This window comes from Paenibacillus sp. DRB1-1, assembly GCF_052119485.1.
GTDB classification, from domain to species: Bacteria; Bacillota; Bacilli; order Paenibacillales; family Paenibacillaceae; genus Paenibacillus; species Paenibacillus polymyxa_B.
Genome location: NZ_JBODQH010000001.1, coordinates 3,842,557 through 3,867,803, shown reverse-complemented (window position 1 = coordinate 3,867,803; position 25,247 = coordinate 3,842,557). Strand labels below are relative to the sequence as shown.

The window sequence follows — 25,247 nt, the reverse complement described above, 5'->3', positions numbered from 1 at the left end:
CGTTTCCACTAATTAAGTGGAACAGAGGCCCTTTGCATAAAAAGATCCAATGAATATAGAGCATACCAATCAAATCTGACTTAGAGATTTACCTTATGTTGTTTGATCTCTAATAGCCGCTGAACTCCCCAAACTTGAACTAGTCGGTGAGAGTTGTCTTTGTTTCTAGCCGTTTAAGCACCTCCAATTTGTACGTGAGGCGTTATTCTTTGATTTTGGTTATGCGACTGAACAGGCATTGCTAAAATAAACAAGAAGCTAGCAGCGATGATCAGCAGAATCATTTTTTTCAACATTGTCTAACCACACCTTTTCTAATAGTTTGAAATACTCTTCCCTTGTTTCGGGAAGCGCGTGTGCTTGGAAATGTGCAAAAAGCCCCGTACAGTTTATAAAATAAGTCTCATTATTTAGTATGTGGGCTTTTACCAATGCATATATTAAGTGTTTAAAGCCATCATTGTACATTCCCCGTCTTAAATAGTAATAAGCCAGTTCGTAACCAAACCATGCAAAATAATCTGGCATCACTTGTTGGGTGTACATATCAGCAGATTGTGATAGCAGAGCAAAAGAATTAATCTCCACTTCAAAACGTGAAAGGACATCATTGATATCTATTGCATATCGGTTAGCAGCAATCATAACGTTCAGCAACTTGGATAGCTTTTCATTCTCGGTAGTGATTGATGTGGATGCAATATATTCAACATAATGAGGAAGCACATTGGTATCTCCAGATAGGAGCCTATTTACAAAAGTATTACCTTCTGCCCAATGCTTGAACAAGTTGACCCAGTGTTGGGTTTCCTGGTCTGTCTCGATCACCCAACCTAAATCTGCGTAGGCATTTGTAAATTGTAGTGCTTGCTGATAATCGCCTTGCGCTTCACAGACACTCGCACACAGTAAATCAGCATAGGTAATGTACACAAACATCGGGCGACTCAGCCTCTGTTCAGACTCCTCCCACTCTCGCTTTTTCTGTTGATGTTTCAAAGAATATTGGATCTCCGCTTTGGCTCTCATTTTTCGAGCAGTTGCATCAAGCTTGTCCCATTCACGCAGAGAACGATACACATTCGCCAAATCTTTTAACGCATCAAGTTGATCTATTTCATTCAGACGTTCGACAAAGGGTTCAAATCGTGTAGCCGCCTTGAGATTTCGGATCTGATTGTTCCCCACCTGAATGGTAAACATACGATACTGACAGATAGCCAAGCGTTCAGAGTGCTGGTACTTCTCGCCTTCCGCAATCCCTTCGTAGAGCAACAATGCAGCATTGTGCTGACCTTGTGCGAATAATTTTTCTGCTGCATCAAATAACTTTGGGGAATATAGAAGATTGTCCATAATATGTCCCACTACAAGCTGGATAGCATCCAACTTGTCCAGTTCCGCACAGCGAAACAACAACGGCTCAATTCGCCTCCAATCCGGGGAGCGCTCAATGATGTAGTTATCTATGTATAGTTCGTAAAAAAAACCCTCTGGTAGTCCCATAGCCCAAGTGATTCGATCTAGCTGATGTATCGCAACAGGACGATGCTTGGCAATCCAATTATTAAGTGTTCTTTGATGAACACCTGAATGTTCGGCAAATTGTGCCAGCGTCAAATTATTTTCCCCTAAATAATCCTCTAACTTCGCCAAAATCGTAGGTGTATGTCCCAAGTCATAACCACCCTTCATACAAAAAATCCAAATTTTATACTTTCACCTCAAATTATTCACCAATTATTAACATGTGTCAACATTTTTCTTCCATTATTCCTACTATATAAACTTGAATATGGTAATTAATAACCACTAACATGAAGTCCCTTTTGGAATTAGGTGGTCGCTCGCTCTACTAATTTGAATTCCAGATGATGTATCGTTTCATCCAGCCCTTCAAGGGCATTGCAAATCATAATGAACGCATTCTCCGCTTGCTTGTCTATCGGGTAATGAATCGTAGTTAAATCAAGCAAATGCGATATTTCAGTATTATCAAAGCCTACTACTGCAAAATCGCTTGGTACAGAAACACCGAGTCTCCGTGCTTCAGTCAAAAGACCTGCTGCCAAATAATCGGTAGAACAGGCAAAGGCATCCGGTCTATCTGTTTGTTCTCGTTCTGCCCACCAATGAGCTATTTGTTCACCAGCTTCTATTGAATTTAAATCATAAAAATGCGGGAAGGCCTCAGCATCCAAATCGTATTTTTCGCAAAAGTCATGATAAGCTCGAATGCGTTCTTTTGTATTCAACCCCCGCATGCTGCCGTACACATTCACAATTTTCCGATATCCTCGGGCGTACAAATGTTCCAACGCCAACGTATAGCCCTGATACTGATCCATAAATACAGACGGGATTGCCTCAATGTTTACACGTTGCCAGGTCACAATCGGACCATATTTTGTATAATGCTCAATCACACTCCACTCATTAACACGAATCATACAGACCAAGGCGTCTAGTTGCTTTCTCCGCAACATTTCCAGCGCTTCAAGTTCTCGCCCCTTCTCCCCATTCGTAATAAACAGCGCTATATTAAAGCCATGCTCCTGGGCATACATTGTAAATCCACGCACAAATAAACCCAATGAGTCATTAAAAGAAAGTGAAATAATCCCTATAAGCTTGGTCATGCCTTTTTTTAAAGATACCGCATTTAAATTAGGGACATAATCCAGTCGGTCTATGACCTCCTGCACACGCTGTCTTGTCGGTTCACTTACATACGGATGATTGTTAATGACACGGGACACCGTAGCCGAGGATACGCCTGCCAGCTTTGCAATTTCATGAATATTCGCCATTTTTCTCACCTCGTTCTTTCTATTTTAGCATGTTCGTGTTTAGCATGTTCGTAGTGCCCGCCCTATAATTGTCACCTTCCCAAAATAAGTTTTTTAAAAGCGCTTGACCTGTAATGCATTACAGGGATTACAGTGAATTTGTGCTTAAGAAAGCGGTTAAAAAACATACTTAGGAGGCACTAACCATGAAAAAAGGCATAAAGATTGCAACCATTGGCGGAGGTTCCAGCTATACACCAGAATTAGTAGAAGGCTTCATCAAACGTTATGCAGAGCTTCCCATTCGGGAATTGTGGCTGGTAGATATTGAGGCAGGACGTGAAAAACTGGAGATTGTAGGCGCCATGGCCAAACGGATGGTGAAGGCCGCAGGCATTGATTGTGAGGTACATTTGACACTTGATCGTCGGGAAGCGTTGAAGGACGCCGATTTTGTAACGACCCAATTTCGGGTAGGCTTGCTGGAAGCCCGGATTAAGGATGAAAGTATTCCGTTAAAACATGGCATGATCGGTCAGGAGACCAATGGCGCCGGAGGAATGTTCAAAGCGTTTCGCACCATACCCGTTATCCTCAGTATCGTCGAAGATATGAAAGAACTGTGTCCGAATGCATGGTTGATTAATTTTACCAACCCTGCGGGTATGGTCACCGAAGCTGTGCTTCGTTATGGTCAGTGGGATAAAGTCATCGGATTATGTAATGTTCCAATCGGCGCGATCAAGAGTGCATCGGCTGTGCTGGACAAACCGGAAGAAGAGCTGTTCTTTAAATTTGCAGGGATTAACCACCTTCATTGGCACAAAGTTTATGACAAAACAGGAGCCGAATTAACAGAGCAAGTCATTGAAGGACTGTACGCTCCGGGCGCAAAGCCAGAGAAAGTCGTTGAAAATATTAAGAACATGCGCTTCCTGTATGATCAAGTTCGTCAATTGAAAATGCTGCCTTGTCCTTACCATCGGTATTACTATATGACGGATAACATGCTCAAGGAAGAATTAGAGGAAGCCAAAAACGAAGGAACTCGGGGCCAAGTGGTCAAACGTCTGGAAGAAAGTCTGTTTGAATTGTATAAAGATCCGAATCTGGATTACAAACCAGAGGAATTATCCAAACGCGGCGGTGCGCATTACAGCGATGCAGCCTGTGAGATCATTAATTCCATTTATAACAACAAAGGCACATTGATGGTGGTTAGTACACGTAACAATGGTGCGATTGATGATGTTCCTTATGATAGCGCCATCGAAGTGACCAGTGTCATTCGCGCCCATGGTGCCGAACCTGTCAACTTTGGCAAATTCCCACCTGCACAGCGGGGCTTGCTGCAAGTGATGAAGGCAATGGAAGAGCTGACGATTGAAGCGGCGGTCACCGGTGACTATGCAACAGCACTGCAAGCCTTCACCCTGAATCCGCTCGTACCAAGCGGGGACATTGCTCAAACCGTACTGGATGAATTGCTAGAAGCACACAAAGAGCATCTACCTCAATTCTTTGCTCATAAGGAGAAGGCGACGGTATAAAGCTAGCAGCAATCATCCTGCTGGAACACAAAAAAGCTTCCTACATGTAGGAAGCTTTTTGCTATACGTCCCAGGAGGGATTCGAACCCCCGACCGACGGCTTAGAAGGCCGTTGCTCTATCCAGCTGAGCTACTGGGACAAGATGGCGATCAATAAAACCTTATGTATTCAGCGCATTGATTATTATATCACATTTCGGGCAACTGTCAAAAGCATTTTTTTATGATATAGGGAAGCTGGCTGCAAAAGGAATCATTTGGACGCTAACGGGGTATTATGTACAAAGAACCATGCATAAAGGAGGGGTTAATCCGTGAAAGGTCTTTTGTCGTCACTTTGTTATTTCAGCATTTTCTTCGCACCTTTTCTAGTGCCTGTCATTGTGTGGATTGCAGTACGGGACGAATATGTTCAGGGACATGCAAAAAAGGCTATTTTATCGCATATTTTCCCCATTATTGCGGCAATTCCGCTCGTGTATTTTATTATTACGGCGAATCATACAGGTTCAGTGATCGGGTTTGTACTGCTATTCGTAGTGGTCTATCTCGGGGTTTTTGTTTATAACATCTACAAAGGGATTATGACACTGCGTGAAGCGGCTTAGTTCAAAAAGAAGCCTCCTGCATTCCGCAAATTTGGCGGGATACGGAGGCTTCTTTAGGGTCATTTTTGATGAGTTGCTGTTGCTATTTAGTTCAATGGCTGCTTATTTATTCCCAAAGCGTTTAGGACTTCTTCGTACTTCATGTCTTACGTTTTTCTCCAGCACTTCTTCCGCGAACTCATTGTTATGAATATAACTGCTGCCTTTATTTTTCTTATACTTCGCTTTGCCGTCTATGATTTCCCCCTCCTTTCACGCTGATCCGGCGATGGCGCCGGGGCCCAAATCAACAAAAGTCGAGGCATAGCACACCATATCCTCATGCCCCGAACTCCTTGGCGAACTCTGTGCTGAGTTGCCCATAGGAGAGCAATTCTTTTTTAAACTTCTCTCGCTCCTCACCAGCAGTAATGTGTGTAGAGTCGGTAAAAGCCTTGTCTGTCACTTCCTCAAATGCCGAATGCAGATTATTGTCGTACCAATCCAGCTCCAAATCGGCGTCATTGCGGATGATCCGTACCATGTCATAGTCATGCTGACCATCCGTCTGATCCTTGGCCGTGATATAGACCAGCAATTCCGGGTCATCTGCGGCACCGGGCCGCACCTCTACCTCAGCGCAGCGCACTCCGTCAAGTTCAGTGAAGCGGCGTATTTTGGCATCCTTGATGTAGTACATGGTCTCCCTCCTTCCTTGCGAGTAGACGGGTTTCCCCATCTGTAGTTTTCGGAACGGACAGACATTTTATGCTTCTTTTCGGCATATATACTGATGAACTGGGGATTTAGTTTTTGATTCATTCCAACACTGGATGAACACGACAAAGAGAGGATGAACAGACATGTGCGGAATTACAGGTTTCATACAGTGGAACGGAGACTTAATGCATCAATCTGAGCTGCTGCTGAATATGACACAAACGCTCTCCGATCGCGGACCGGATGCTGCGGGTACCTGGATATCCAACCCGTGTGCCTTCGGACACCGAAGACTGAGCGTAATGGACCCGGAAAATGGCGCTCAGCCCATGATCCGGCAGCTTGAGGATATCACTTATACGATTGTATATAACGGGGAAATATATAACGCGCCTGAGCTGAAAAAAGAGCTGCAACAGCGCGGGCATTTTTTCCGTACACAATGCGACACGGAGGTGCTGCTCGAATCCTATATCGAATGGGGCCCCGCATGTGTGGATCGGTTAAACGGCATTTTTGCGTTTGCGGTCTGGGATAGTGAGCGGGAGCAGGTATTTCTGGCACGGGATCGACTGGGAGTGAAGCCGTTATTTTATAGCCAGACCGAAGAAGTATTCGTATTTGGCTCAGAACCCAAAGCACTGCTTCAGCATCCAGCAGTAGAAGCAGCAGTGGACGCCGAGGGATTGGCCGAAATTTTTATCATCGGACCTGCACGTACCCCCGGACATGGCGTCTATTCGTCCATGAAGGAGCTACGCCCCGGGCATACGCTAACCTACAGCCGCGACGGCGTGCGCATTCAAGCTTACTGGACACTGGAAAGCATTGCGCATGAGGATAACACCGAAGAAACGGCACTTAAGGTACGAGAACTGCTGCTGGATACGGTGGAGCGGCAGCTCATTTCGGATGTTCCAGTGTGCACCTTATTGTCTGGCGGGCTGGATTCAAGCGCTCTCTCCGCATTAGCTGTCGATTATTACAAACGTACCGGGCAGGGACAAGTTCATACGTATTCGGTCGATTATGTGGATAACGACAAGCATTTTAAAGCCCATGCGTTTCAACCCGGAGCCGATGCCCCCTGGATTCAGCGGATGGTGGATGAATTAGGGACAAATCATCACTGGATTGAATTCGATACGCCAGAAGTCGTAGCAGCTCTGAACAACTCCACACTAACGCGGGATTTACCCGGAATGGCGGACGTGGATTCGTCGCTATATCTCTTTTGCCGGGAGATTAAAAAAGGAGCTACGGTCGCTATTTCCGGCGAGGCTGCGGATGAAGTTTTTGGCGGATATCCATGGTTCCACCGGGAGGATATGCTGAATTCGGGCACATTTCCGTGGGCAGTTGCACCCGATATGAGAGCCAGTCTGTTGTCTCCCGAGGTACGAGACTGGATCAAGCCGCTGGAGTATTTGAACGATCGCTACTCAGAAGCGGTAGGAGAAGTGCCGAAGCTACCAGGGGAAACAGGAAAAGCTGCGCAAATGCGCGTCATGTCCTATTTGAACATCACCCGCTTTATGCCTACTCTACTGGACCGTAAGGATCGGATGAGTATGGGAGCCGGACTCGAAGTGCGGGTGCCATATTGCGATCATCGACTGGTACAATATGTATGGAACATTCCGTGGAGTATCAAGATGACAGGCGGACGTGAAAAAGGCATTTTGCGCAAGGCGCTGGAGGGCGTATTGCCGGATGATGTGCTATATCGCAAAAAAAGCCCATATCCCAAAACGCATAACCCTTCCTATCTTGAGGCTGTGAAAAAACAGGCGCTGCAGCTGCTGGATGATTCCTCTTCCCCACTGCTCAAGCTGATCGATGCGCAAAAGGTACGCGATATTGCCGCCTCACCGGAGGCATCCACCAATCTGCCTTGGTTTGGTCAGCTGATGTCGGGTCCCCAGTTGTTTGCCTACTTGGCTCAAGTGGATAACTGGTTGCGCACTTACAAGGTAGCTATTCGATAAGCTACACTGAATGCTGAAGCAATAGAGCGTCTAAGCGGCAGCGGCAATTTTTCGCTGTGTACTATATGGGGAACAGAAAGTACCAAAAAGGCTATCCGCAGCTCATGACTGACGGATAGCCTTTTTTTTCGTTATGTGAATGGGGGGGATGATTTTGCCCCTGTTACCAAGCTATGCCTGTGGATTACCCAGCTTTGTTGCCAAATCACGCAGAGCTATCCCTCGGTGACTGATAGCCTGCTTTTGTTCCAACGTCAGCTCGGCCATTGTCTTTTCAAACTCTGGCAAATAAAACAGCGGATCATACCCAAACCCGCCGCTGCCGGCGGTTTCAGTAGTAATCCAGCCCTCCACGGAGCCTGTCGATTCCAACGTCTCGCCAGTCTGCGGATTATATAGAATCAAGGTACAGACGAATTGAGCCGGGCTTAGCAAAGGCTGTCCCGTATCATCACCCAGCTGCTTCGATTCCAGAACGTCGAGCAGCTTAATATTGTTTTCGTGATCGCTGGCACCTTCTCCAGCATAACGGGCAGAGTATACCCCCGGCGCACCGTCCAGCAAGTCCACGCAGAGGCCGGAATCATCGGCCAGCACGGGCAATCCGAGCACATCTCCAACCGCTTTAGCTTTTTTCAGTGCATTTTCGGCAAAGGTTTTGCCATCTTCAACGACATCAGGAATGTCGGGATAATCGTACATGCTTCTGACTTCCTTGCCAAACGGCGCAAAAGCATGCGCAAATTCCCGCACCTTTCCTTTATTTTTCGTAGCGACAATAACGACCGGGCCATCCAGCCGCATTAGGCGCCAGCTCCTGTACGTCCAGCACCGATCTTATCAGCAATCGGTCCAAGCACTTCTTTTTGGCGCTCAATCATTTGCAGAATCCCTTGTTCACCCAAGCTAAGCAGTTGATCCAATTCGTTACGGTCAAATGGGCTTTCTTCACCTGTACCTTGCAGCTCGACATATTTTCCGTTGCCAGTCATGACAAGATTCATGTCCACTTTGGCCTTGGAATCCTCTTCATAGTTCAGATCCAGCAATGCTTTTTCACCAACAACCCCTACGCTGACGGAAGCCAGGAAATCGGTAATTGGAAAAACAGGCAGCTTGTGCTGTGTGGCAATTTTATTGACCGCAATCGCCAACGCTACGAAAGAACCGGTAATTGAGGTTGTGCGTGTTCCGCCGTCCGCCTGAATGACGTCACAATCCAACGTAATCGTCCGTTCACCAAGCGCCTGCAAATTGACCACCGAACGCAACGCTCTTCCAATCAGACGCTGAATTTCCATGGTACGGCCTGTCAGCTTGCCACGCGCAGCTTCACGCTGATTACGGCTATGAGTCGCACGCGGAAGCATGGAATACTCTGCGGTCACCCAGCCTTTTCCTTGTCCCTTCATAAAGGGTGGTACGCGTTCTTCTACAGTAGCCGTGCAAATGACTTTCGTCTCGCCAACCTCTATAAAAACAGAGCCCTCCGCGTATTTATTTACTCCTGCTGTCAATTTCATCGGGCGCAGCTCATCACCGTTTCGTCCGTTAGATCTACTCATGCTTTTTCCTCCTACGTCGTATGCAACCTGTTCTTATATGTTTATTTTACCAAAGTGTGCAGGCAAAAGCACCCCAAGGACGATTCCCGCCCTTAAAGAGGGATTTCGTTAATATGTTGCGGCTTGGCTACAGGCTCTCCATAATTTTGATTATTTTGTCCAATCACGCTTTTTTCACCATTCAGTTCAATCCGAATTTTTGTTTTGACCGCATCATCTGAATTGTCTGCCGCTGTCAGCACAACCGATTCCAAAAATTCAGCAGGCACGGCTTCTCCTTTAGCAAACATATCATCTGAAAGAGATACCGTAATGACGTTGTCTTTGGAGCGTTCTACCGATTTCAGCGCCGTCTCCCCTGTCATCACTTCTTGTAGCCCATCTTTGGTCTGCGGTCCTTGAATCAATTGATGCAGTGCTGACTGGACACGATCTTTTTCAGGGCTGACCAACCGTGTTACAGGTACATAATATTGAACTCCAGCAGGAGAAGATGAAGAGAAATACACGGTGACTGGACTGGAATCCAGTGGTGTTACGCCATGACCAATCTCCAAATTAATACCTACTGCACGCGTCAACGGATGATCCAGCGGTGTGCCGCCCACAGGCATTTCTTTCAGCTTTTTGCCATCCACCCAGATCTGTACACTCTCAATATCGGGACGGTCGGTCAGGGTCCAGGTCAAACTCTCCATTAATTTTCGTTCTTCCTGTGGCTTATAGTTGGCGAAAGATTTGTTGAATTCGACAACAGCCAGCTTGTTGTTCTTGTCCACCGTCACACTTTTCACTTCCGTACCCTGGGGGATTACACCTTTAAATCCCTCTGGTAATAATCCGGCATATGGCCCGCCCTCAACTAATGTTTCCAGCGCTGACTTGGCATCTGCCTGCACATCACCTGTAGCAATCGGTAAAGATACCGGGGCCAGCAAACCGTTATGATCTTGCAAAAAAACAGCCCTCAGTTGCCCCGTACTGGCGGGTGCTTTTCCGGTTACAGCCTTAATCATGGACTGCTCTGTCGTGGACGGCGGGGGGTCAATGGATGCCGATTCGTTGCCGAAAAGGCTGCAGCCTGACAACAACAGGGGTAGGGATAGCAGTCCAGCTACAGAGGTCATACGCCATGGGTGTTTTATATTCATAAGTGAAGTTCCTCCCTAACAATTTTGTACAGATTGTACTAATATGTATACGAGCCTCGCGTAAAAAATAACTACTTTTTCAGCAGACTGGACACACTGGTCATAATTGCAGTAGAAATCAGGAGCTATACGAGGAGGGGAATTTCAACTTTATGGACAAGAAAAAAGCACCATACAGCCTGAATAGTAAAAAGGTAGCCGATGCCACCCGCGAGTGGCTGCACAAGCGTGGTGTACACATGACTGAAATCGCAGAACTGGTCATGCTTTTACAGAAAAAATATTACCCGACCCTAACGATGGAAGAATGTATGGAGAATGTGGACAAGGTACTGATGAAGCGCGAGGTTCAAAATGCCGTGCTCACGGGCATCCAACTGGATATCCTTGCTGAACAGGGCGCTCTTCTTCCCCCATTGCAGGACATGATTGAGAATGATGAGGGATTATACGGGGTGGATGAAATTCTGGCCTTCTCCATTGTAAATGTGTACGGCAGCATTGGATTTACCAATTACGGTTATGTCGATAAGCTCAAACCGGGTGTGCTGGAACGCCTGAATGATAAAAGCCTCGGGCCGATCCATACGTTCCTGGACGACATTGTGGGCGCTATCGCAGCTTCGGCCAGCAGCCGTATCGCCCATCGCAAACAGGCAGAGCGCGAGCAGGAGCTTGGGGAAGAAAGTGCACCGAATACAACACGTTAAACAACAACACGCTAAATTATAAACAACGCGTTGGAATACAACAGATATAGACAGGGTTAGAGGAGAACTAGACATGGCAAACGTAACTGAAGGATATACATTCCGTACGATGCAGGCTGACGATTATGATCAGGCCATTGACCTTTGGAATGGCTTAGACGGATTGGGATTAAGCAAGGCAGACTCACCGGAGCGGATTGCACGCTTTTTACAACGGAACGAAGGACTTAGCTTTGTCTGTGAGCATGATGGAAGCATCATAGGCACGATTTTGGCGGGTCACGATAGTCGCAGGGGGTTTCTGTATCATCTGGGTGTAGCCACAGCACATCGTGGTCAAGGGATCGCGCCCAGACTGGTGGATAAAGCGTTATCTGCTTTGCTGAGAGAAGGCATTGATAAATGTCATCTGTTTGTGATGGAGCATAACGCAGGGGGTCAACGCTTCTGGTCAGCTAACGGCTGGGAGAAACGGGATGGAATTTTACTATATTCCCGAGGGCTGGAATAGGGTCTAAGTGCTTGATCTGTACAAATAGAAACGCCGGGTCTGATTCAAGTCGAGTTAGAATCGATCAGACCCGGTGCATAAAACTCACAGCTTATTCATTGGCAATCCTAACATTTCTAGATCAGACTACCTTCATTCATTAATTACAATCCATTTTGTGGACGCAGTGCACGTTCTACAATTCCCAGCGTGGATTGACGAGAGAAGAACCGGGACACCTGAGCTACCCAATAGTTTTGGCGACCGGAAATGATGTGACTACGCCCCTTTTCAAATGCTCTCAACGCGTTCTTCACAACGGTTTGGGGAGTTTCCCTAATTCCAATTGACGCTTCACTTGCGCCAACAATATCAAAAAACGGCGTTTCTGTTGAGCCTGGACAAAGGGCCAGAACTTTAAGCCCCCGTTTCCGATTTTCGGCCCATAGCGCTTCAGTAAAAGAAAGCACAAATGCTTTGGTTGCTCCATACACCGCCATATAAGGATCGGGCTGAAATGCAGCTGTGGAAGAAACATTGATTAATCCACCCTCCCGCTTACGCAATAAATCAGGCATAAATGCATGTGTGATGTCGACTAAAGCAGCCACATTGAGCATCACTTCCTCATGCTGTCGTTCTCCTGAAACCTGCTCAAAGTATCCATAGGTGGCAAAACCTGCGTTGTTAATCAAGAGATCTACCTTTAGCTGTTGCTTTTGAACCTCCTGATGCAATGTTTGGGGTGCTCCTGGGGTGGAAAGATCCAACGCAATCACCGTTGCTTTTACGTTATATTTAGCTGAGAGTTCTTTAGCCAGTGTCTTTAATTTGGTTTCATTGCGTGCTACCAAAATGAGATTACATTTCTTAGCTGCGAGCGAGTAGGCAAAGGCCTCGCCAATACCGGATGAAGCCCCTGTGATCAGAGCTATTTTGTTTGCGTACATAAACATGATGACAACCTCCATAGTATCGTTGTTTTATTTTAGAAACATTGTTACCACTACTCTATAATGAACTGAAGTCATCTACTATGACGACCTCAGTACACTTCATATTTACGATGCAGATGAGGATGTTTTAAATGCTACGAGCGCATTCTTCAGTGTAAATGCATACACTCCTTGAGCCATATCTACATCTGAAAAATGACCTGCAAACTGAAGGTGTATGACTCCATGTAAAGCAGACCAAAACATCCGGACAACCAGCAGCGGATCATGTTCTTTCAATGCTCCCAGCTCCATAGCGTGTATGACGGTTTGCAGGATTTGAGACAGGGCCGTTGTGGTACCCTCCAAGCTCTGTTCATCCGGCTTGAAATCAGATAATGCCCCGCCAAACATCATTTTGTAATAGGCTGAATGAAGCTGCGCAAATTCCCAGTACGCCCAGCATAGAGCTTCAAGATCAGCGAGTACGCTTTCGGTAACAGGTACTTGCTGGAAGGATTCAGCCAATAGCCGACATCCATCCAGGTACATCTCATTGGCAAGACCATCCTTGCTGCCGAAAATACTGTAAATAATTTTGGTGGAACAGCTTAATTTCTGGGCAACTCGTCGCACGGTCACGGCCTCTGGCCCTTCTTCCGCAAGAAGGATACATGCGGCATCAATGACATTTTTACGTAGCAATTGCTGCTGCTGTAGCTTCACTTCCGAATAGGTTTTATAGGGATGCGATGGCTCGGACATGATTCAATACACTTCCTTTTGCTTATTAAAAACTGTTGCTTGATGCTACAATAATAAATTAAATATCTACACAAGGTTTCAGGAAACATCGTTTCCGTTAAGAATCATAGTATTCTAAGCCTGAGTGTTTGTCAAATAAAAAAGAACGCAATGAGTAGGTACACTTACCACGATCAGTAGGCAATGCCTACCCGTGTACGGATAAATTCGTAACTCTTCCATTGCCGATAAGTAAAATCAGCCGTATCCGCGGTGGTAATTTGTGAGCCACCTTCAGGCAAAAAATCTTTTTCCACGCGATAAATACCTGTCCGCGCTCCATCTGGCAGATAGGTTGGACATACGATTGTCCAGTCTAGTGCCGATTCATGCAGCAATTCGTACACTCGCCGATGTTCCTCGGCTGCACGAGTGCTGCGTCGCCGGGTCTCGGAGGACTCGTACCGATACAGGTCCGGTTCGGTCCGGCTTTGCAAAATCCCTGCCGTTCCTACTGTAATGAGCCGGGAAATGGACTGCTCCTGCATGAGCCGGACCAGCAGGGCTATATTAACGGATAAGGTAGTCGTTCCATCCGTATTCAGCGCACTGATCACAGCCGTCGCCCCACCCTTCAGCGCTTGTGCTACGTCCTCTGCATTAGTGGCATCGCCTTGTACGATTTGCAGCTGATTCCCGTATCCGGGTGCGTAATCCTCCAGCTTGTCCGGTGAACGAACAAGGACAGTAACGGCATGACCGTCCTCTAATGCATAATCTAATATATACCGTCCTACGCGTCCGGTAGCTCCCAGCAGCAGCAAATTCATAAAATCCTCTTTTCCGGCATGCATGCCGCTTGTCATGTTGCTTCGTCATGTCACTTGTTGGGTAGCTTTCTGCGACTATTAACGGCAAAGGGGATAGAAGCGCGTGATTGAGTCCGTCTCGCTCATAGAGGCCCTTTCACGGTGCACCAGCTCCACCAGATGAGCCAGCGTCTCGGACATGGCAAACCTTAGCTGGTGAATACCCAGCTTGCCACCGAACATGGCAATGCACAGCTCATAGGCTGTGCTGCCCTCCGGTTGGATCAGCTGCTGGAATTTATCCAGCCGTTCTTCATGATGCGCCAGCAACGCTTGCGTCCGCTCCCGAAAATAACCAAACGGATTGCGGTGCCCCGGATATGCCCACGCTACCTCCAGCTCGCCTAGACGCTGCAAGCCGTCTACATAAGACCTCAACGGCTGGGCATCGCTGCCCGGCAGCAGACTGATATTAGGAGAAATCTGCGGCAAAACTGCGTCACCGCAGAGAATAACGCCGCTATTCGGGTCATATAAGGACACATGTCCGGGCGCATGTCCTCCTGTCTCGACGGGCAGCCAACTGCGTCCACCCCATTCCAGACGAGCGTCCATTCCGGTAGGAATAACGGTAATCTCAGGCTGTGGATTCACTTGCAAATAAGCCTGCCGCATATGTAATTCCAAGGCCGATACTTGCTCCAAAGGAAAGCCATGCTGGACAAAAAAGCTAGGAAGCCTGTTCTCCATTGCGACCGTCGATTCTGGAGCGTCCCACATCATCATCGCTTCCTTATGGCTTCGAGCTGACATATGTACACGAGCCTGACTTAGCTGCTGCATCCAGCCCGCCAATCCATAATGATCGGGGTGATGATGAGTCACCACAATGTCAGAGATATCCTCAAAGGACATCCCCAGCTGTTGGAAGACATGCGCCCATTCTGCCTCGGTATCCATATTGCGCGGCCCCGGGTCTACAATCGTAAAACCGTGCTGTCCCTTGAGCACATAGCTATTGACCCAGCGTAGCGGAAAGGACATGGATATTTTGACCTGAAAGCCTCCGTCTATTCGCTCACACGGTGTAAGCTCTGGCATTTTCATGGCTTCCCATCCGCCTTTCTGTTTCAAGCCCGCACGCCGACAAAAATCATTCGAGGCGAAGCATCTTCGATATATTGATCTTCATTATAGCTTCCGTGTACCTGCTCTACGGATAGTCCGGCTTGCTCTAGCAATCCACGGAACTTTTCATACGGATATAGCTTCACTCGTTCATGATACACGCGCGCAGGTTCTCCCTCAGTAGGAGTCGTGCCCAGAGTAGAGGCTGCCTCATCGCCCGTAACGGATGCAGCTGACCGAATCGCAATTTGCTTTTTCACAAAGCCATCTTCAATGACCCGGTGCTCCTCAATCCAATTCCCTTCATCCTCCCGTGACGAATGCGGTACCAAATGAGCGGTTACGTAAGCAGGGTTCAGATAATCTATAATAAAGCGTCCTCCCGGCTTCAACAAACGATATATTTCCTTTAGTACTTTAAGCTGCTCCTCATCCTTTTCAAAATAACCGAAGGAGGTGAACAAATTCATCACCGCGTCAAAGCTTTCGTCCAGCGGCACCTCTCTCATATCCCCTTGATGCCAACTTACCCGCCCTTCGGAATCTGCTGCACGAGCCTCTCTCAGCAACACATTGGAAAGGTCCACACCTGTCACCTTATAACCTGCATCTGCCAGCGCAAGCGAATGACGTCCCATCCCACAGCATAAATCCAATACGCTGGAGCCTTGCGGTAATTTGAGCCAGGAGATCATTTTTTGCACTTCCTGATAGGCTCCCTGAAAGTCGCGATGCTTGTATACCAATAAATAATCTTCCCCAAAGCTTTGCTCGTACCATTCTGCCATATCGTTTCTCCTCCATGAACTCATTTCGCTCTATTACATACTATATTAGCTTTTTCAAACTGGAAACTCAAAAGCATAACGAATAAGAGTTTTGCAAAATCCTGACCAACAAACACATGTTACAATAACCGTTATTTGAATCCATTTCATAATACCTTCAGTAGCTTTAATAAAGAGTACATATAGATCAAAATGGTTTAATTTGTCTATATGAAGTATACATTTCATTGGTTTAATCATTTATGAAATGGATTCATTTGAGCTTAAATATTCATAGGAACTTCATACCAACTTCATGTGATTCACCCCATTTTATCATTAAAATGATTCATGGGAACGCCTTTAGAAGTATTCATAAGAGAAAGGAGCGGGGAAGTTATGATTCAAATTGGACTTACGGGTTGGGGCGATCATGATGACTTGTATCCAACCGGCACCAAAGCTAACCAAAAACTAAGCGTTTATGGAAGCCATTTTCCGGTAGTAGAGATGGATAGTTCTTTCTATGCGGTGCAGCCCACAGATCGTATGGCACGCTGGGCGGCGGAAACCCCTGACTCTTTTTCATTTCTAGTCAAAGCCTATCAAGGCATGACTGGACATACCCGCGGCAAGCAGCCTTACTTCAAAACAATAGATGCCATGTACGAAGCACTGCATGCATCCATACAGCCTCTTCGCGAAGCGGGTAAGCTCAAAGCCGTACTGTTTCAGTACCCACCCTGGTTCGACTGTACACGTGAGAATGTCGCTGTACTACGAGACACGAAAAAAAGGATGGGAGAGGTCCCATCCGTACTTGAATTCAGACATCAAAGCTGGTTCACACCCGATTTTCGGAAACAAACGCTGGCATTCATGCGTGAAGAAGGTTGGATACACAGCGTATGCGACGAGCCGCAGGCAGGACCAGGGTCGGTTCCCATTGTGCCGTTGGCTACAGACGGTAATCTGACAATCGTACGTCTCCACGGGCGAAACATATCGGGTTGGAATCAAAGCTCCGCGCCTAATTGGCGGGAGGTTCGTTATCTGTATCGGTACAATGAACAAGAGTTGACCGAATGGAGAGACAGATTGCTGGAGCTGGAGCAGCAAAGCCGTGAGGTGTGCGTTATTTTCAACAACAACTCAGGTGGAGACGCCGCTGCTAACGCCAAGCAGCTCATGTCCATGCTTGGGATGGACCCTAAACCTTTTCCACCTCGCAAGCCACCTGAAGAGGATAACGGGCCGGAACAGCTTGAACTATTTTGAGGAACAGGCTGAGGATGAGGAGTTGGAGATAGCCTCCTTGAGCTTGCGTGCATTATCCAGTAAATACGGGTCGTCAGGTAAATAGCGTAAAGCGATTTGGTTATGCTCATACGAAGCGCCCAGCTTACCTGCATGGGCATAGCAATGGCTGAGCCGCACATGAGGTAACCAGGAGTAGCATGGTAGTGGAACAGGTCGCATACCCGGAAGGTGATGCTGTTGCTCCAATGCCTTTTCATACCAGTATGCGGCAGTGCTCCATTCGTTTCGTGTGAAAAACCAGTCACCGATCATGCAGCACAAGTCTGATTGCGGTACACCGTATCGAAAGGAACGTAACAGACTATCCAGCTGTTGCTCCGGCTTCCCGAGGTGAAGATAGCATTCCGCCGACCGCGCACAAGCGGTAATCCGATCCTCACGGTAGCCGCTCGGCTCCTCCAACAGATGGTTGAACGCCTCTGCCGCCTCGGCATATTCTTTACGGTCAAAACATTCATTGGCATGCAAATACAGCAGACGCCCCTCCAGCTTGCCGATTTCGCTGATCCACCGAGCGAGAATACGTTGGTTACGGAGCGTGTGGTCTTGCATTCGGCGGTGAGTTACTGCCACATCCGAATGCAAGATTTGCCCCTGAGGTATCACCAGATCCTCATGCAGACGCCCTTCCCAGCGGTATTGTCGCTCACGCTTCACGAGACGGATACGACGTGAGGTGAACAACAGTTCACCCTGCTCCCCCTCTGCCAAATGAAGTGGCATTACCACTGCGTCGATATCCATAGACAAACGCTGCTTCAAGGCACGCAGGCGCTCACGGTCCGGCTCCAGCAGCACATCGTCCGCATCCAGCCACATGATGTAGGAACACGTCGCCTTGTCAAACGATTCATTACGGGCGGCTGCAAAATCATCCTTCCATTCAAACGTATATAGCCGATCCGTATAGCGGGATGCTATCGTCTTCGTTTGATCCGTCGATCCCGTGTCCACCATGATGATTTCATCCATCAGGTCTGCGACCGAATCCAGACAGCGTGCAAGTGTCTGCTCCTCGTTCTTTACGATCATGCACAAGCTGATGGTCATTGGATGATCAGTCATGACTTCACGTCATCCCCCTTTACCTTTGGCTGAATCTGCCATCGTTTTTCTGGTAGACTCACCATCAGTATATGCACCTCTCCTTTCAGCCTGCGTCTTGTCTAGCTGTTCGACACGTGCATACCTTTCCAACGGCAAAAGTTGTTCCTCCATATGCCGGATTCGCTGTACCGCCTTGTCGAGTGCGGCCTTTCGCTGATTCATTTTTCGAACATGCTGCTGCTCCACCAGTCGAAACTGCTCCTCGTCCAGTTTCATCCACTCATTCAGACGCTCTGCCTCTGGTTTGATCTCACGCAGTTCTTTCGACTTCTTGCGGCCTGCAAAGCACAAATATTTGTGATGGACCTCAAGCGCTTTTTCATCAAAATAAGGATACAACACACGGGAGAGGCTCCCAGCATAGTAAGTCCGCTTGTGATCATGAAACGGATGGTATCCATAAGGTACAGACAAGACGAGCGTTCCTTTTTTATTCAACAAGCGATAAGCATGAGCCAGCAGGGTGTCGGGATGCGCAAAATGTTCCAAAATCTCCCCTAAAATAATGGTGTCAAATCCCCCGGGAGGACGCTCAAATTGTGAAATGTCCTTTAACTGAAAGTGGACTCTTGCCCGGACGGGTGCGGATTCCTGGCGAAGTTCTTTTTTTGCATAAGAAATGCTGCCCTCTTCCAAATCAATGGCCGTTACCTTAAAGCCTTCCCGCCCAAGCAAAATGGACGTTATCCCCTGACTGCACCCAACATCCAGCACGGTATGGCCCTGTACATGGCGGCAAATCCAGTGAATTCTATTGCGGGTGGCTTCATGGGACTCCTCCGAATTGATTTGCCCGTAATAACGTTCATTTACCTGATCACGGTTAGCCAACAGCGGCGCCCCCTCCATCACCGGGATGCCCCAAGATCACGACATGTCCACCTGTGCAATGTGCAGTCGCATTACGTGTATCGAAGACTAGCGGGGCATGGTCGACCAGCTGTTGGTAATCCACCACAGAATGGTCTGTCGTGATGACTACGATATCTGCACTTTCCCATAGCTGAGCATTTGCCGTTCGAGATGGGATTGCTTCACCGTTCAGCTTAAAGCTCGATACATATGGGTCGGTGAAGCTCACCGAAGCTCCCATTTTTATTAGATGTTCAAACAGGACAAGAGCTGGGGATTCCCGAACATCATCAATGTCCTTTTTGTAGGCCACACCTGCCAGAATGATTTTGGCTTTGTTTATGGCTTTACCTTTCTGAGCGAGCATGGCTTCAATTCGCTCCGCGATATACAGCGGCATACGCCGGTTCATGCGATCTGCCAAGTCCACGAATTCCAGTGGAAAACCATGCTGCTCGGATTTCCATGACAAGTATAGCGGATCAACCGGGATACAGTGCCCCCCGATGCCAGGTCCCGGATAAAAAGGCATATAGCCGAATGGCTTAGTTGCTGCTGCATCCAGTACCTCCCATATATTGATGCCAATTTTCTCACAGGCGGCTGTCAGCTCGTTGACCATTCCAATGTTGACACTGCGGAACGTATTCTCGAACAGCTTGGCGGCTTCCGCCACGGTTGTCGAGCTGACCGGAACAATCTGGTCCAAAAAGGACCCATAAAAACCTACTCCCGCTGCCAGACAATCCGGCGTGCAACCGCCGATCACCTTGGGTGTGTTGCGAATGTTAAAATGAACGCTGCCCGGATCCACACGTTCCGGTGAAAAGCACACATAAAAATCCTTACCTACTGTCCATCCCCTGCGCTGCTCTATCACCGGCCGAATCAGTTCCTCGGTCGTTCCCGGATAGGTGGTGCTTTCCAGAATCAACAGTGTTTGTCTACGCAAATGAGGTATGGCCTGATCAATAGCCGTTTCAATATAGGACGTATCCGGCTGGTGTCCGTCCGTCAGCGGCGTAGGCACACAGATCACGACGATATCCGCATGCTCCAGTACCTTGATATCCGTAACCGGATGCAATTGCTGCCCGATCAGACCTTCCAATGCATCATCCCCAATGTCTATGATGTACGACTTTCCTTGAAGCAGCTTGGCTACTTTGACAGGATCGGAATCTACACCATATACATCATAACCAGCCTGTGCCATTTCCACTGCCATGGGCAGCCCTACATAACCGAGGCCGATCACAGCCACCTTTACAGTTCCTTTTGTTATTTTTTCCATAAGCTGCAAAATACCCACCTCTTTCATCGTTACTCCATGCCTCGCAGTAGCTCAGCAATTCCAGCACGATCCATTAACTCGTCGTCCGAGCGATATTGTTCGAAGTTCACCCGCTCCAATCCACCATATTGACTCAACAAACGCTTGTCTGCTTGCTGGGGAAGAATAACAAAATAACGATCATCATAGCGATACGTGTGCGGCACCTCATAGGGCGAAATCAGCACCTCATGCAGCTTTTCCCCACCACGTATACCAATTTCCTTCACTTTCAACGCAGGCTGTCCCGCCTGTTCTTTCATCACTTCTGCCAAATCCGCAATATTGCAACCCTTCATTTTCATTACTAGCGTCTCTCCACCAATCGCCGTAACAGAAGCCTTCAGCAGCAAGCCAATCGCCTCTCCGAGCGTGAGGAAGAAACGTGTCATATCTGGGCTCGTCAGCGTTAAATCCTGACCTTCCGCAATCTGGCGTTTGAACAGGGGCACGACACTTCCACTCGTCCCTAGCACATTGCCGCCGCGAATACACACAAAGCGAGTACGCTCACTTAAGGCGTTGGCGCGGATCATCAATCTTTCGCCAATCGCCTTCGTCATCCCATATACATTCACCGGGTCTACCGCCTTGTCTGTAGAGACATCAATTACCTTGGCGACTCCTTGCTCAATGCTGGCCCGGATCACATTTTCAGTACCGTGTACGTTCGTCTTGAATGCCTCCTCGGGCTGTCTCTCACACACGGGGACATGCTTTAATGCCGCCAAATGGAATATATAGTCCACTCCGCGACATGCCTCCTGCAATGCCTGAAGATCTCGAATATCTCCAATCATGAAATTCAGGCGAGGATCAGATTGAAATTGCCGCTGCATGGCAATCTGTGCAAATTCACCGCGTGAGAAAATACGAATTTCCGCCGATCCCTCCTTCAGCAATTCAGCCGTTAGGCGTTGCCCCCAAGATCCCGTTCCTCCGGTCACCAGCAGTTTTTTTCCTTTGAACAATATAATCTCCTCCTGACCGTTACGAATTGGCAATGCCTGTTCCCAGAAATTCAGCCAGCACGGCATTCATTTCATTCTCTGACAGCCGATCCTTCGCCGGCACTTTTTTCACCGAAGTATTTGCGGCATGGATGACGTTCACATAGTTGCGAAGCGGAATGACCTCATGCGGCAGCTCCGTTACATATCCGTGCGTGCCCTTCCCAGGAATAACGACACGGTAATCATTCAGAAAATCCTCTACTTGATAGCGAAACACATAAAAAGAAGGCGAACGGTGAAACACCGGTGCCATCTGCCCCTCAACCGCATCCCACAGGTAACCCATCTGGTTCACCAGCGCAACCGTCTCCGATTGAAACTTGTAATCATGTAACTGTTGTACAAATGACTGGTGGTATAAATCGTCGGAATCTATTCGAGCAATGAGCAGTTCGTCCGCGCCTTCGATGTACGCATGAATTCGACGTTTACTTTCGATGCTCGTACCAAAACGGATGTGGTCAGGAATGGGCTCATGTCGGGCTAGTTCCTCTTCCACAATGTCACTGCATCCGCCCGCCAGCTTGACGACAGATAAGAAATCCGTATTTGTCTGACTGAGTAAACTACGTAGCGTAAAGGTTCTGAATATATCCAGTCGCTCACTGATCCACTCACGTGTCAGGCGGTTGGGATTCATCCCATAGTTATTAAAATTAATTTCAATTACAATCTTGCGATTCATTGATCTTCCTCCCTTTCAACCGTCTTCTCTCAAGTTATGAAGACGCTTCTGAAACGGCACGTACAGATGCAACGAATCTTGTAAAAATAGGTAGAATCCAAAAAGAATAGCCGTTCATACAAAAACCTTTTTGCTTTCGACATATGATAGAATACAAAGTTTTTTGCTCCATCTAAAAAGTTGAACAAGCAGGAACGACAGGGAGGTAACATGTTATGACGAATCCAAGGTATCTGGAGATTGACGAGGTACTGAAACGATTGAAGCTGGCACTCGATCAGCACCAGTCCTTTTCGCTCATTCGTATCGGGGATGGTGAAAATTTGGTGTTGTCGCAGGACACCGTCTGGCCGATGGAAAAGGTATTACAGGAACGTTGGGCGGTTAAAGCCAATCTCGGTCAAAAGGGACTGTTTCTACCGAATACGGAACTACGGGACGCGGTGGCTGAGGCAGTGAGCAAAGCCAGCATTGTTGGCATTTTGCCATATGATGACGAATCTATTAAAGCACCATCCTATATGAAGCGGGAGCTGACCGATCAGGTCTTTGCTCACTATGCTCTTTCCCCCGCGCTGACCTGCCACGCCTGCCTGAATCGGTATTTGGCTGAGACACCCGCTTTCTGGGACATACTGAAAAATCGACGCATTCTGCTGGTCACCCGGACGGCCGTTGAAGTGAAGCCTGTTCTTGAGGCCGAACCATACGGGCTGCATATCGCACACACGCTCGCATTTCATCAATATGAACAAATGCCTGAAACACTCCAATGGATCGCAGCACACAAAGATGACTTTGATATTGCGCTGTTCTCTTGTGGTGTCAATGCAGTCGTGTTAGCACAAAAAACAGCAGAGTTAACTGGCAAAGTAGGTATAGACTTCGGCAAGGCGATTAATATCGTCATGTTTGGCAAAGCTAATTAATAGATAAAATAATATGTGTGAAAAAATACACTTAGTAAGTAATCTTTGCTCCGTATATCAAAAAGCACCAGCAAATTTCAGTTGGCTGGTGCTTTTTGATATCATATGTTGTTCTAAAGTCCGTGATCAAAAAGAATAATCCATATAAAGCTTTGGGCCCTTGCTTGTTTAGAAATAGAATTTGAGATTCCCTGTCACTTCTTTTACAATATTACAGAAACTAGCATTCATTAAGAGATCATGAGGAGGATGTTGAAATGTCACATAACAAGAGATTGAAGACATACCCACTTACAAAAGCAAAGCATGTAAAGGTTCATGGTCGAACTACGCAAACACGTACACCTCTTACTCTATTTTGGACAGGCAGTGGCATTGAATTGAATATCAAAGGCTCAGAGCTGTGGATTGAAATTGAAGCCGATTACCAGGTGTATGAGCCCTGGATCAGTATTGTCATCAATGGGGTTCCGATGAGTCGCCTGATGGTGACCGCAGGACGGCATTGGATCTGTCTTTTGAGAGGGTTGAACCCTGACACGGTCAAAAATGTCCGTGTGGTCAAGGATGTCCAGCCTATGAGTTCGGACTCGCGCTGCTTGTTGCAAATTCATGCCCTGAAGGTTGACGGGGAATTGCTGCCAGTCACTGATAAGCCCCTCAAGGTGGAATTTATCGGTGACAGCATTACCTCGGGAGAAGGAACGATTGGAGCGAAGGAGGAGACAGACTGGGTTCCCATGCTGTTCACAGCACTACGCAATTATACAGCCATAACAGCCGAAGCACTGAATGCGGACTACCGAGTGTTATCACAAAGCGGATGGGGTGTCCTAACAAGCTGGGATAATAATCCGCATGCGAACATACCGGCATATTATGAACAGATATGTGGTGTGCTGACTGGTGAGAGAAATGAAGCATTAGGGGCATTTTCAGATCATGATTTTACCTCATGGCAGCCGGACGTGGTCGTAGTGAATTTGGGTACTAATGACGGGGGAGCCTTTTATTCTCCTGCATGGACGGACCCAGCAAGCGGGAAAGTGTACAAGCAACGCTTGAACGAGGACGGCACATTCAATGAAGAAGATTTACAATCTTTTGAAAGCGCTATCGAACATTTTCTTATCAAGCTTCGGACCTGCAATCCTGCTGCCCATATTGTGTGGGCCTATGGGATGCTGGGTACTCCGATGATGCCCTCAATCTACCGAGCGGTAGACGCGTACAAGAAAAGAACGAGGGATCGGAATGTGTCGGTATTCCAACTGCCTAACACGACGGAAGAAACGATAGGATCTCGCAGCCATCCCGGGCTCTCCGCCCATGCCAAAGCAGCAGATGAGTTGACAGTGTATTTGCGAGAGATTCTAAAGAGATAGAATCCGAGAAGCACAATCAACTCGTAGAACACGCTCATAAAGGAAATTACAACAACTAGGTCATTTGTGCTCTGGGTGTTGTTGTTGAGAATTATAGCCACGAGTCTGCAGCAGATGTCTGTCTATGCTCGTGGCTAGTTAAGCTTGGGCGCAGCGGACTATCCTAGGAGAACCACGAACAGGCAGCGAGCATTTACTATAGAAATAATCACCTGATATATTTACAAAAACGGAGTCGAGGCGATGCCCGTGAATACCTCTGGACCATTACGAACAGTGGTCGATACACCAGAAATATAAGAAGAATATACTGTTTGTATTGCCCAGGGAGCAGACAGATCCTGTGCATTAAAAGCTTGCGTTTCATTAGATCCAGTCACGCCCAGTACCCCCTCGGCGCGGTAGACTACCTCACTCGGATCATAGTCGGCTCCACGCACGATTTCAACCGCATACGTATCGCCAAGCTCACCGAGCAGACCAATGGAACCACTAAAAGTTACAATCGGACCCGGCACAAGAAAGGTTCGCAGGGTAATCAAACCGAAGCGCTCCGGTATAGGACCCAGCTGTATATCGGGACCCTCACCTGTTTTTGATGAATTGGTGGAGCTTCTCATATCCAGAAAAAAACCCATACCCTATCCCTCCAAATTGCAAGATACTCCATGCTATGCAAGAAATTCTTTA

The 25,247-nt window shown here is 47.5% G+C and carries 25 protein-coding genes and 1 tRNA gene; 8 read left to right on the top strand and 18 right to left on the bottom strand.

The window, feature by feature from the left end; all coding sequences use genetic code 11:
- Positions 1 to 258 precede the first annotated feature (258 nt).
- Complete coding sequence (locus ACQW03_RS17230; protein WP_441950801.1) at positions 259 to 1,677, bottom strand: helix-turn-helix domain-containing protein; 1,419 nt, start codon at positions 1,675 to 1,677, stop codon at positions 259 to 261.
- A 158-nt stretch (positions 1,678 to 1,835) separates the two neighbouring features.
- On the bottom strand, positions 1,836 to 2,810 hold the full coding sequence (locus ACQW03_RS17225; RefSeq protein ID WP_053325993.1) for a LacI family DNA-binding transcriptional regulator: 975 nt from the start codon (positions 2,808 to 2,810) through the stop codon (positions 1,836 to 1,838).
- 185 nt (positions 2,811 to 2,995) lie between these two features.
- Here ACQW03_RS17225 and ACQW03_RS17220 point away from each other — a divergent pair, with 185 nt between their 5' ends.
- A complete protein-coding gene (locus ACQW03_RS17220; protein WP_013311670.1) occupies positions 2,996 to 4,339 on the top strand; it encodes a 6-phospho-beta-glucosidase in 1,344 nt (447 codons plus the stop codon).
- A gap of 66 nt (positions 4,340 to 4,405) precedes the next feature.
- On the opposite strand, the gene ACQW03_RS17215 is transcribed toward ACQW03_RS17220, so the two are convergent.
- Positions 4,406 to 4,479 (bottom strand) — tRNA-Arg (locus ACQW03_RS17215).
- Positions 4,480 to 4,653: 174 nt separating this feature from the next.
- Between ACQW03_RS17215 and ACQW03_RS17210 the strand changes: the two genes are divergently transcribed.
- On the top strand, positions 4,654 to 4,947 hold the full coding sequence (locus ACQW03_RS17210; protein WP_071642629.1) for a DUF4870 domain-containing protein: 294 nt from the start codon (positions 4,654 to 4,656) through the stop codon (positions 4,945 to 4,947).
- Positions 4,948 to 5,266: 319 nt separating this feature from the next.
- On the opposite strand, the gene ACQW03_RS17205 is transcribed toward ACQW03_RS17210, so the two are convergent.
- The gene (locus ACQW03_RS17205; RefSeq protein ID WP_013311672.1) at positions 5,267 to 5,626 is read right to left on the bottom strand and encodes a hypothetical protein; all 360 of its coding nucleotides are present in this window, start codon (positions 5,624 to 5,626) and stop codon (positions 5,267 to 5,269) included.
- Between the two features lie 163 nt (positions 5,627 to 5,789).
- On the opposite strand from ACQW03_RS17205, the gene asnB reads away from it, so the two are divergent.
- Positions 5,790 to 7,634, top strand: a complete 1,845-nt coding sequence (gene asnB / locus ACQW03_RS17200; RefSeq protein WP_441950797.1) for an asparagine synthase (glutamine-hydrolyzing) — start codon at positions 5,790 to 5,792, stop codon at positions 7,632 to 7,634.
- Positions 7,635 to 7,805: 171 nt separating this feature from the next.
- Here the strand turns inward: asnB and ACQW03_RS17195 are convergent, their stop codons facing one another.
- The 3 genes from ACQW03_RS17195 to ACQW03_RS17185 form a co-directional block, all read right to left on the bottom strand.
- Complete coding sequence (locus ACQW03_RS17195; protein WP_013311674.1) at positions 7,806 to 8,438, bottom strand: XTP/dITP diphosphatase; 633 nt, start codon at positions 8,436 to 8,438, stop codon at positions 7,806 to 7,808.
- A complete protein-coding gene (gene rph / locus ACQW03_RS17190) occupies positions 8,438 to 9,199 on the bottom strand; it encodes a ribonuclease PH (RefSeq protein ID WP_071642632.1) in 762 nt (253 codons plus the stop codon). Before rph ends, ACQW03_RS17195 begins: the two co-directional genes overlap by 1 nt.
- Before the next feature lie 92 nt (positions 9,200 to 9,291).
- Positions 9,292 to 10,350 (bottom strand): GerMN domain-containing protein, encoded by a 1,059-nt coding sequence (locus ACQW03_RS17185; protein ID WP_220025897.1) that lies wholly within the window; start codon positions 10,348 to 10,350, stop codon positions 9,292 to 9,294.
- Between the two features lie 152 nt (positions 10,351 to 10,502).
- Here ACQW03_RS17185 and ACQW03_RS17180 point away from each other — a divergent pair, with 152 nt between their 5' ends.
- The gene (locus ACQW03_RS17180; protein WP_069080429.1) at positions 10,503 to 11,060 is read left to right on the top strand and encodes a phosphatidylglycerophosphatase A family protein; all 558 of its coding nucleotides are present in this window, start codon (positions 10,503 to 10,505) and stop codon (positions 11,058 to 11,060) included.
- Positions 11,061 to 11,133: 73 nt separating this feature from the next.
- On the top strand, positions 11,134 to 11,571 hold the full coding sequence (locus ACQW03_RS17175) for a GNAT family N-acetyltransferase (RefSeq protein ID WP_441950793.1): 438 nt from the start codon (positions 11,134 to 11,136) through the stop codon (positions 11,569 to 11,571).
- Positions 11,572 to 11,714: 143 nt separating this feature from the next.
- Here the strand turns inward: ACQW03_RS17175 and ACQW03_RS17170 are convergent, their stop codons facing one another.
- From ACQW03_RS17170 to ACQW03_RS17150, 5 genes are all read right to left on the bottom strand, one after another.
- The gene (locus tag ACQW03_RS17170; protein WP_441950791.1) at positions 11,715 to 12,506 is read right to left on the bottom strand and encodes an SDR family NAD(P)-dependent oxidoreductase; all 792 of its coding nucleotides are present in this window, start codon (positions 12,504 to 12,506) and stop codon (positions 11,715 to 11,717) included.
- A 105-nt stretch (positions 12,507 to 12,611) separates the two neighbouring features.
- On the bottom strand, positions 12,612 to 13,250 hold the full coding sequence (locus ACQW03_RS17165) for a TetR/AcrR family transcriptional regulator (RefSeq protein ID WP_441950789.1): 639 nt from the start codon (positions 13,248 to 13,250) through the stop codon (positions 12,612 to 12,614).
- A 173-nt stretch (positions 13,251 to 13,423) separates the two neighbouring features.
- Positions 13,424 to 14,059, bottom strand: coding sequence for an NAD(P)-dependent oxidoreductase (locus ACQW03_RS17160; RefSeq protein ID WP_441950787.1), 636 nt, complete (start codon positions 14,057 to 14,059; stop codon positions 13,424 to 13,426).
- 78 nt (positions 14,060 to 14,137) lie between these two features.
- Positions 14,138 to 15,145, bottom strand: a complete 1,008-nt coding sequence (locus ACQW03_RS17155) for an MBL fold metallo-hydrolase (RefSeq protein WP_441950785.1) — start codon at positions 15,143 to 15,145, stop codon at positions 14,138 to 14,140.
- 23 nt (positions 15,146 to 15,168) lie between these two features.
- On the bottom strand, positions 15,169 to 15,954 hold the full coding sequence (locus ACQW03_RS17150) for a class I SAM-dependent methyltransferase (RefSeq protein WP_071642637.1): 786 nt from the start codon (positions 15,952 to 15,954) through the stop codon (positions 15,169 to 15,171).
- Positions 15,955 to 16,332: 378 nt separating this feature from the next.
- Here ACQW03_RS17150 and ACQW03_RS17145 point away from each other — a divergent pair, with 378 nt between their 5' ends.
- Entirely contained in the window at positions 16,333 to 17,211 is an 879-nt protein-coding gene (locus ACQW03_RS17145; RefSeq protein WP_441950783.1) for a DUF72 domain-containing protein, read from the top strand.
- Here ACQW03_RS17145 and ACQW03_RS17140 read toward each other — a convergent pair.
- Genes ACQW03_RS17140 through ACQW03_RS17120 form a run of 5 tightly spaced genes read right to left on the bottom strand, consistent with a single transcriptional unit; the run spans position 17,203 to position 22,243 of the window.
- Positions 17,203 to 18,318, bottom strand: coding sequence for a glycosyltransferase family 2 protein (locus ACQW03_RS17140; RefSeq protein WP_220025903.1), 1,116 nt, complete (start codon positions 18,316 to 18,318; stop codon positions 17,203 to 17,205). The genes ACQW03_RS17145 and ACQW03_RS17140 overlap by 9 nt on opposite strands.
- Positions 18,319 to 18,327: 9 nt before the next feature.
- The gene (locus ACQW03_RS17135; RefSeq protein ID WP_441950780.1) at positions 18,328 to 19,191 is read right to left on the bottom strand and encodes a class I SAM-dependent methyltransferase; all 864 of its coding nucleotides are present in this window, start codon (positions 19,189 to 19,191) and stop codon (positions 18,328 to 18,330) included.
- Positions 19,184 to 20,533: a nucleotide sugar dehydrogenase gene (locus ACQW03_RS17130; RefSeq protein ID WP_076294439.1), complete on the bottom strand. Its 1,350-nt coding sequence runs from the start codon at positions 20,531 to 20,533 to the stop codon at positions 19,184 to 19,186. The genes ACQW03_RS17135 and ACQW03_RS17130 overlap by 8 nt, the downstream gene beginning before the upstream one ends.
- Positions 20,534 to 20,535: 2 nt before the next feature.
- Positions 20,536 to 21,516: a polysaccharide biosynthesis protein gene (locus tag ACQW03_RS17125; protein ID WP_441950778.1), complete on the bottom strand. Its 981-nt coding sequence runs from the start codon at positions 21,514 to 21,516 to the stop codon at positions 20,536 to 20,538.
- 19 nt (positions 21,517 to 21,535) lie between these two features.
- Positions 21,536 to 22,243 carry a glycosyltransferase family A protein gene (locus ACQW03_RS17120; RefSeq protein WP_258297149.1) on the bottom strand — a complete coding sequence of 236 codons (708 nt, stop codon included), beginning with the start codon at positions 22,241 to 22,243 and terminating at the stop codon, positions 21,536 to 21,538.
- 215 nt (positions 22,244 to 22,458) lie between these two features.
- Here ACQW03_RS17120 and ACQW03_RS17115 point away from each other — a divergent pair, with 215 nt between their 5' ends.
- Positions 22,459 to 23,172: a GT-D fold domain-containing glycosyltransferase gene (locus tag ACQW03_RS17115; RefSeq protein WP_220025906.1), complete on the top strand. Its 714-nt coding sequence runs from the start codon at positions 22,459 to 22,461 to the stop codon at positions 23,170 to 23,172.
- A gap of 257 nt (positions 23,173 to 23,429) precedes the next feature.
- Positions 23,430 to 24,557 carry a GDSL-type esterase/lipase family protein gene (locus ACQW03_RS17110; RefSeq protein ID WP_441950775.1) on the top strand — a complete coding sequence of 376 codons (1,128 nt, stop codon included), beginning with the start codon at positions 23,430 to 23,432 and terminating at the stop codon, positions 24,555 to 24,557.
- Between the two features lie 221 nt (positions 24,558 to 24,778).
- Here the strand turns inward: ACQW03_RS17110 and ACQW03_RS17105 are convergent, their stop codons facing one another.
- On the bottom strand, positions 24,779 to 25,195 hold the full coding sequence (locus ACQW03_RS17105; protein WP_028541519.1) for a hypothetical protein: 417 nt from the start codon (positions 25,193 to 25,195) through the stop codon (positions 24,779 to 24,781).
- Positions 25,196 to 25,247: the final 52 nt, after the last annotated feature.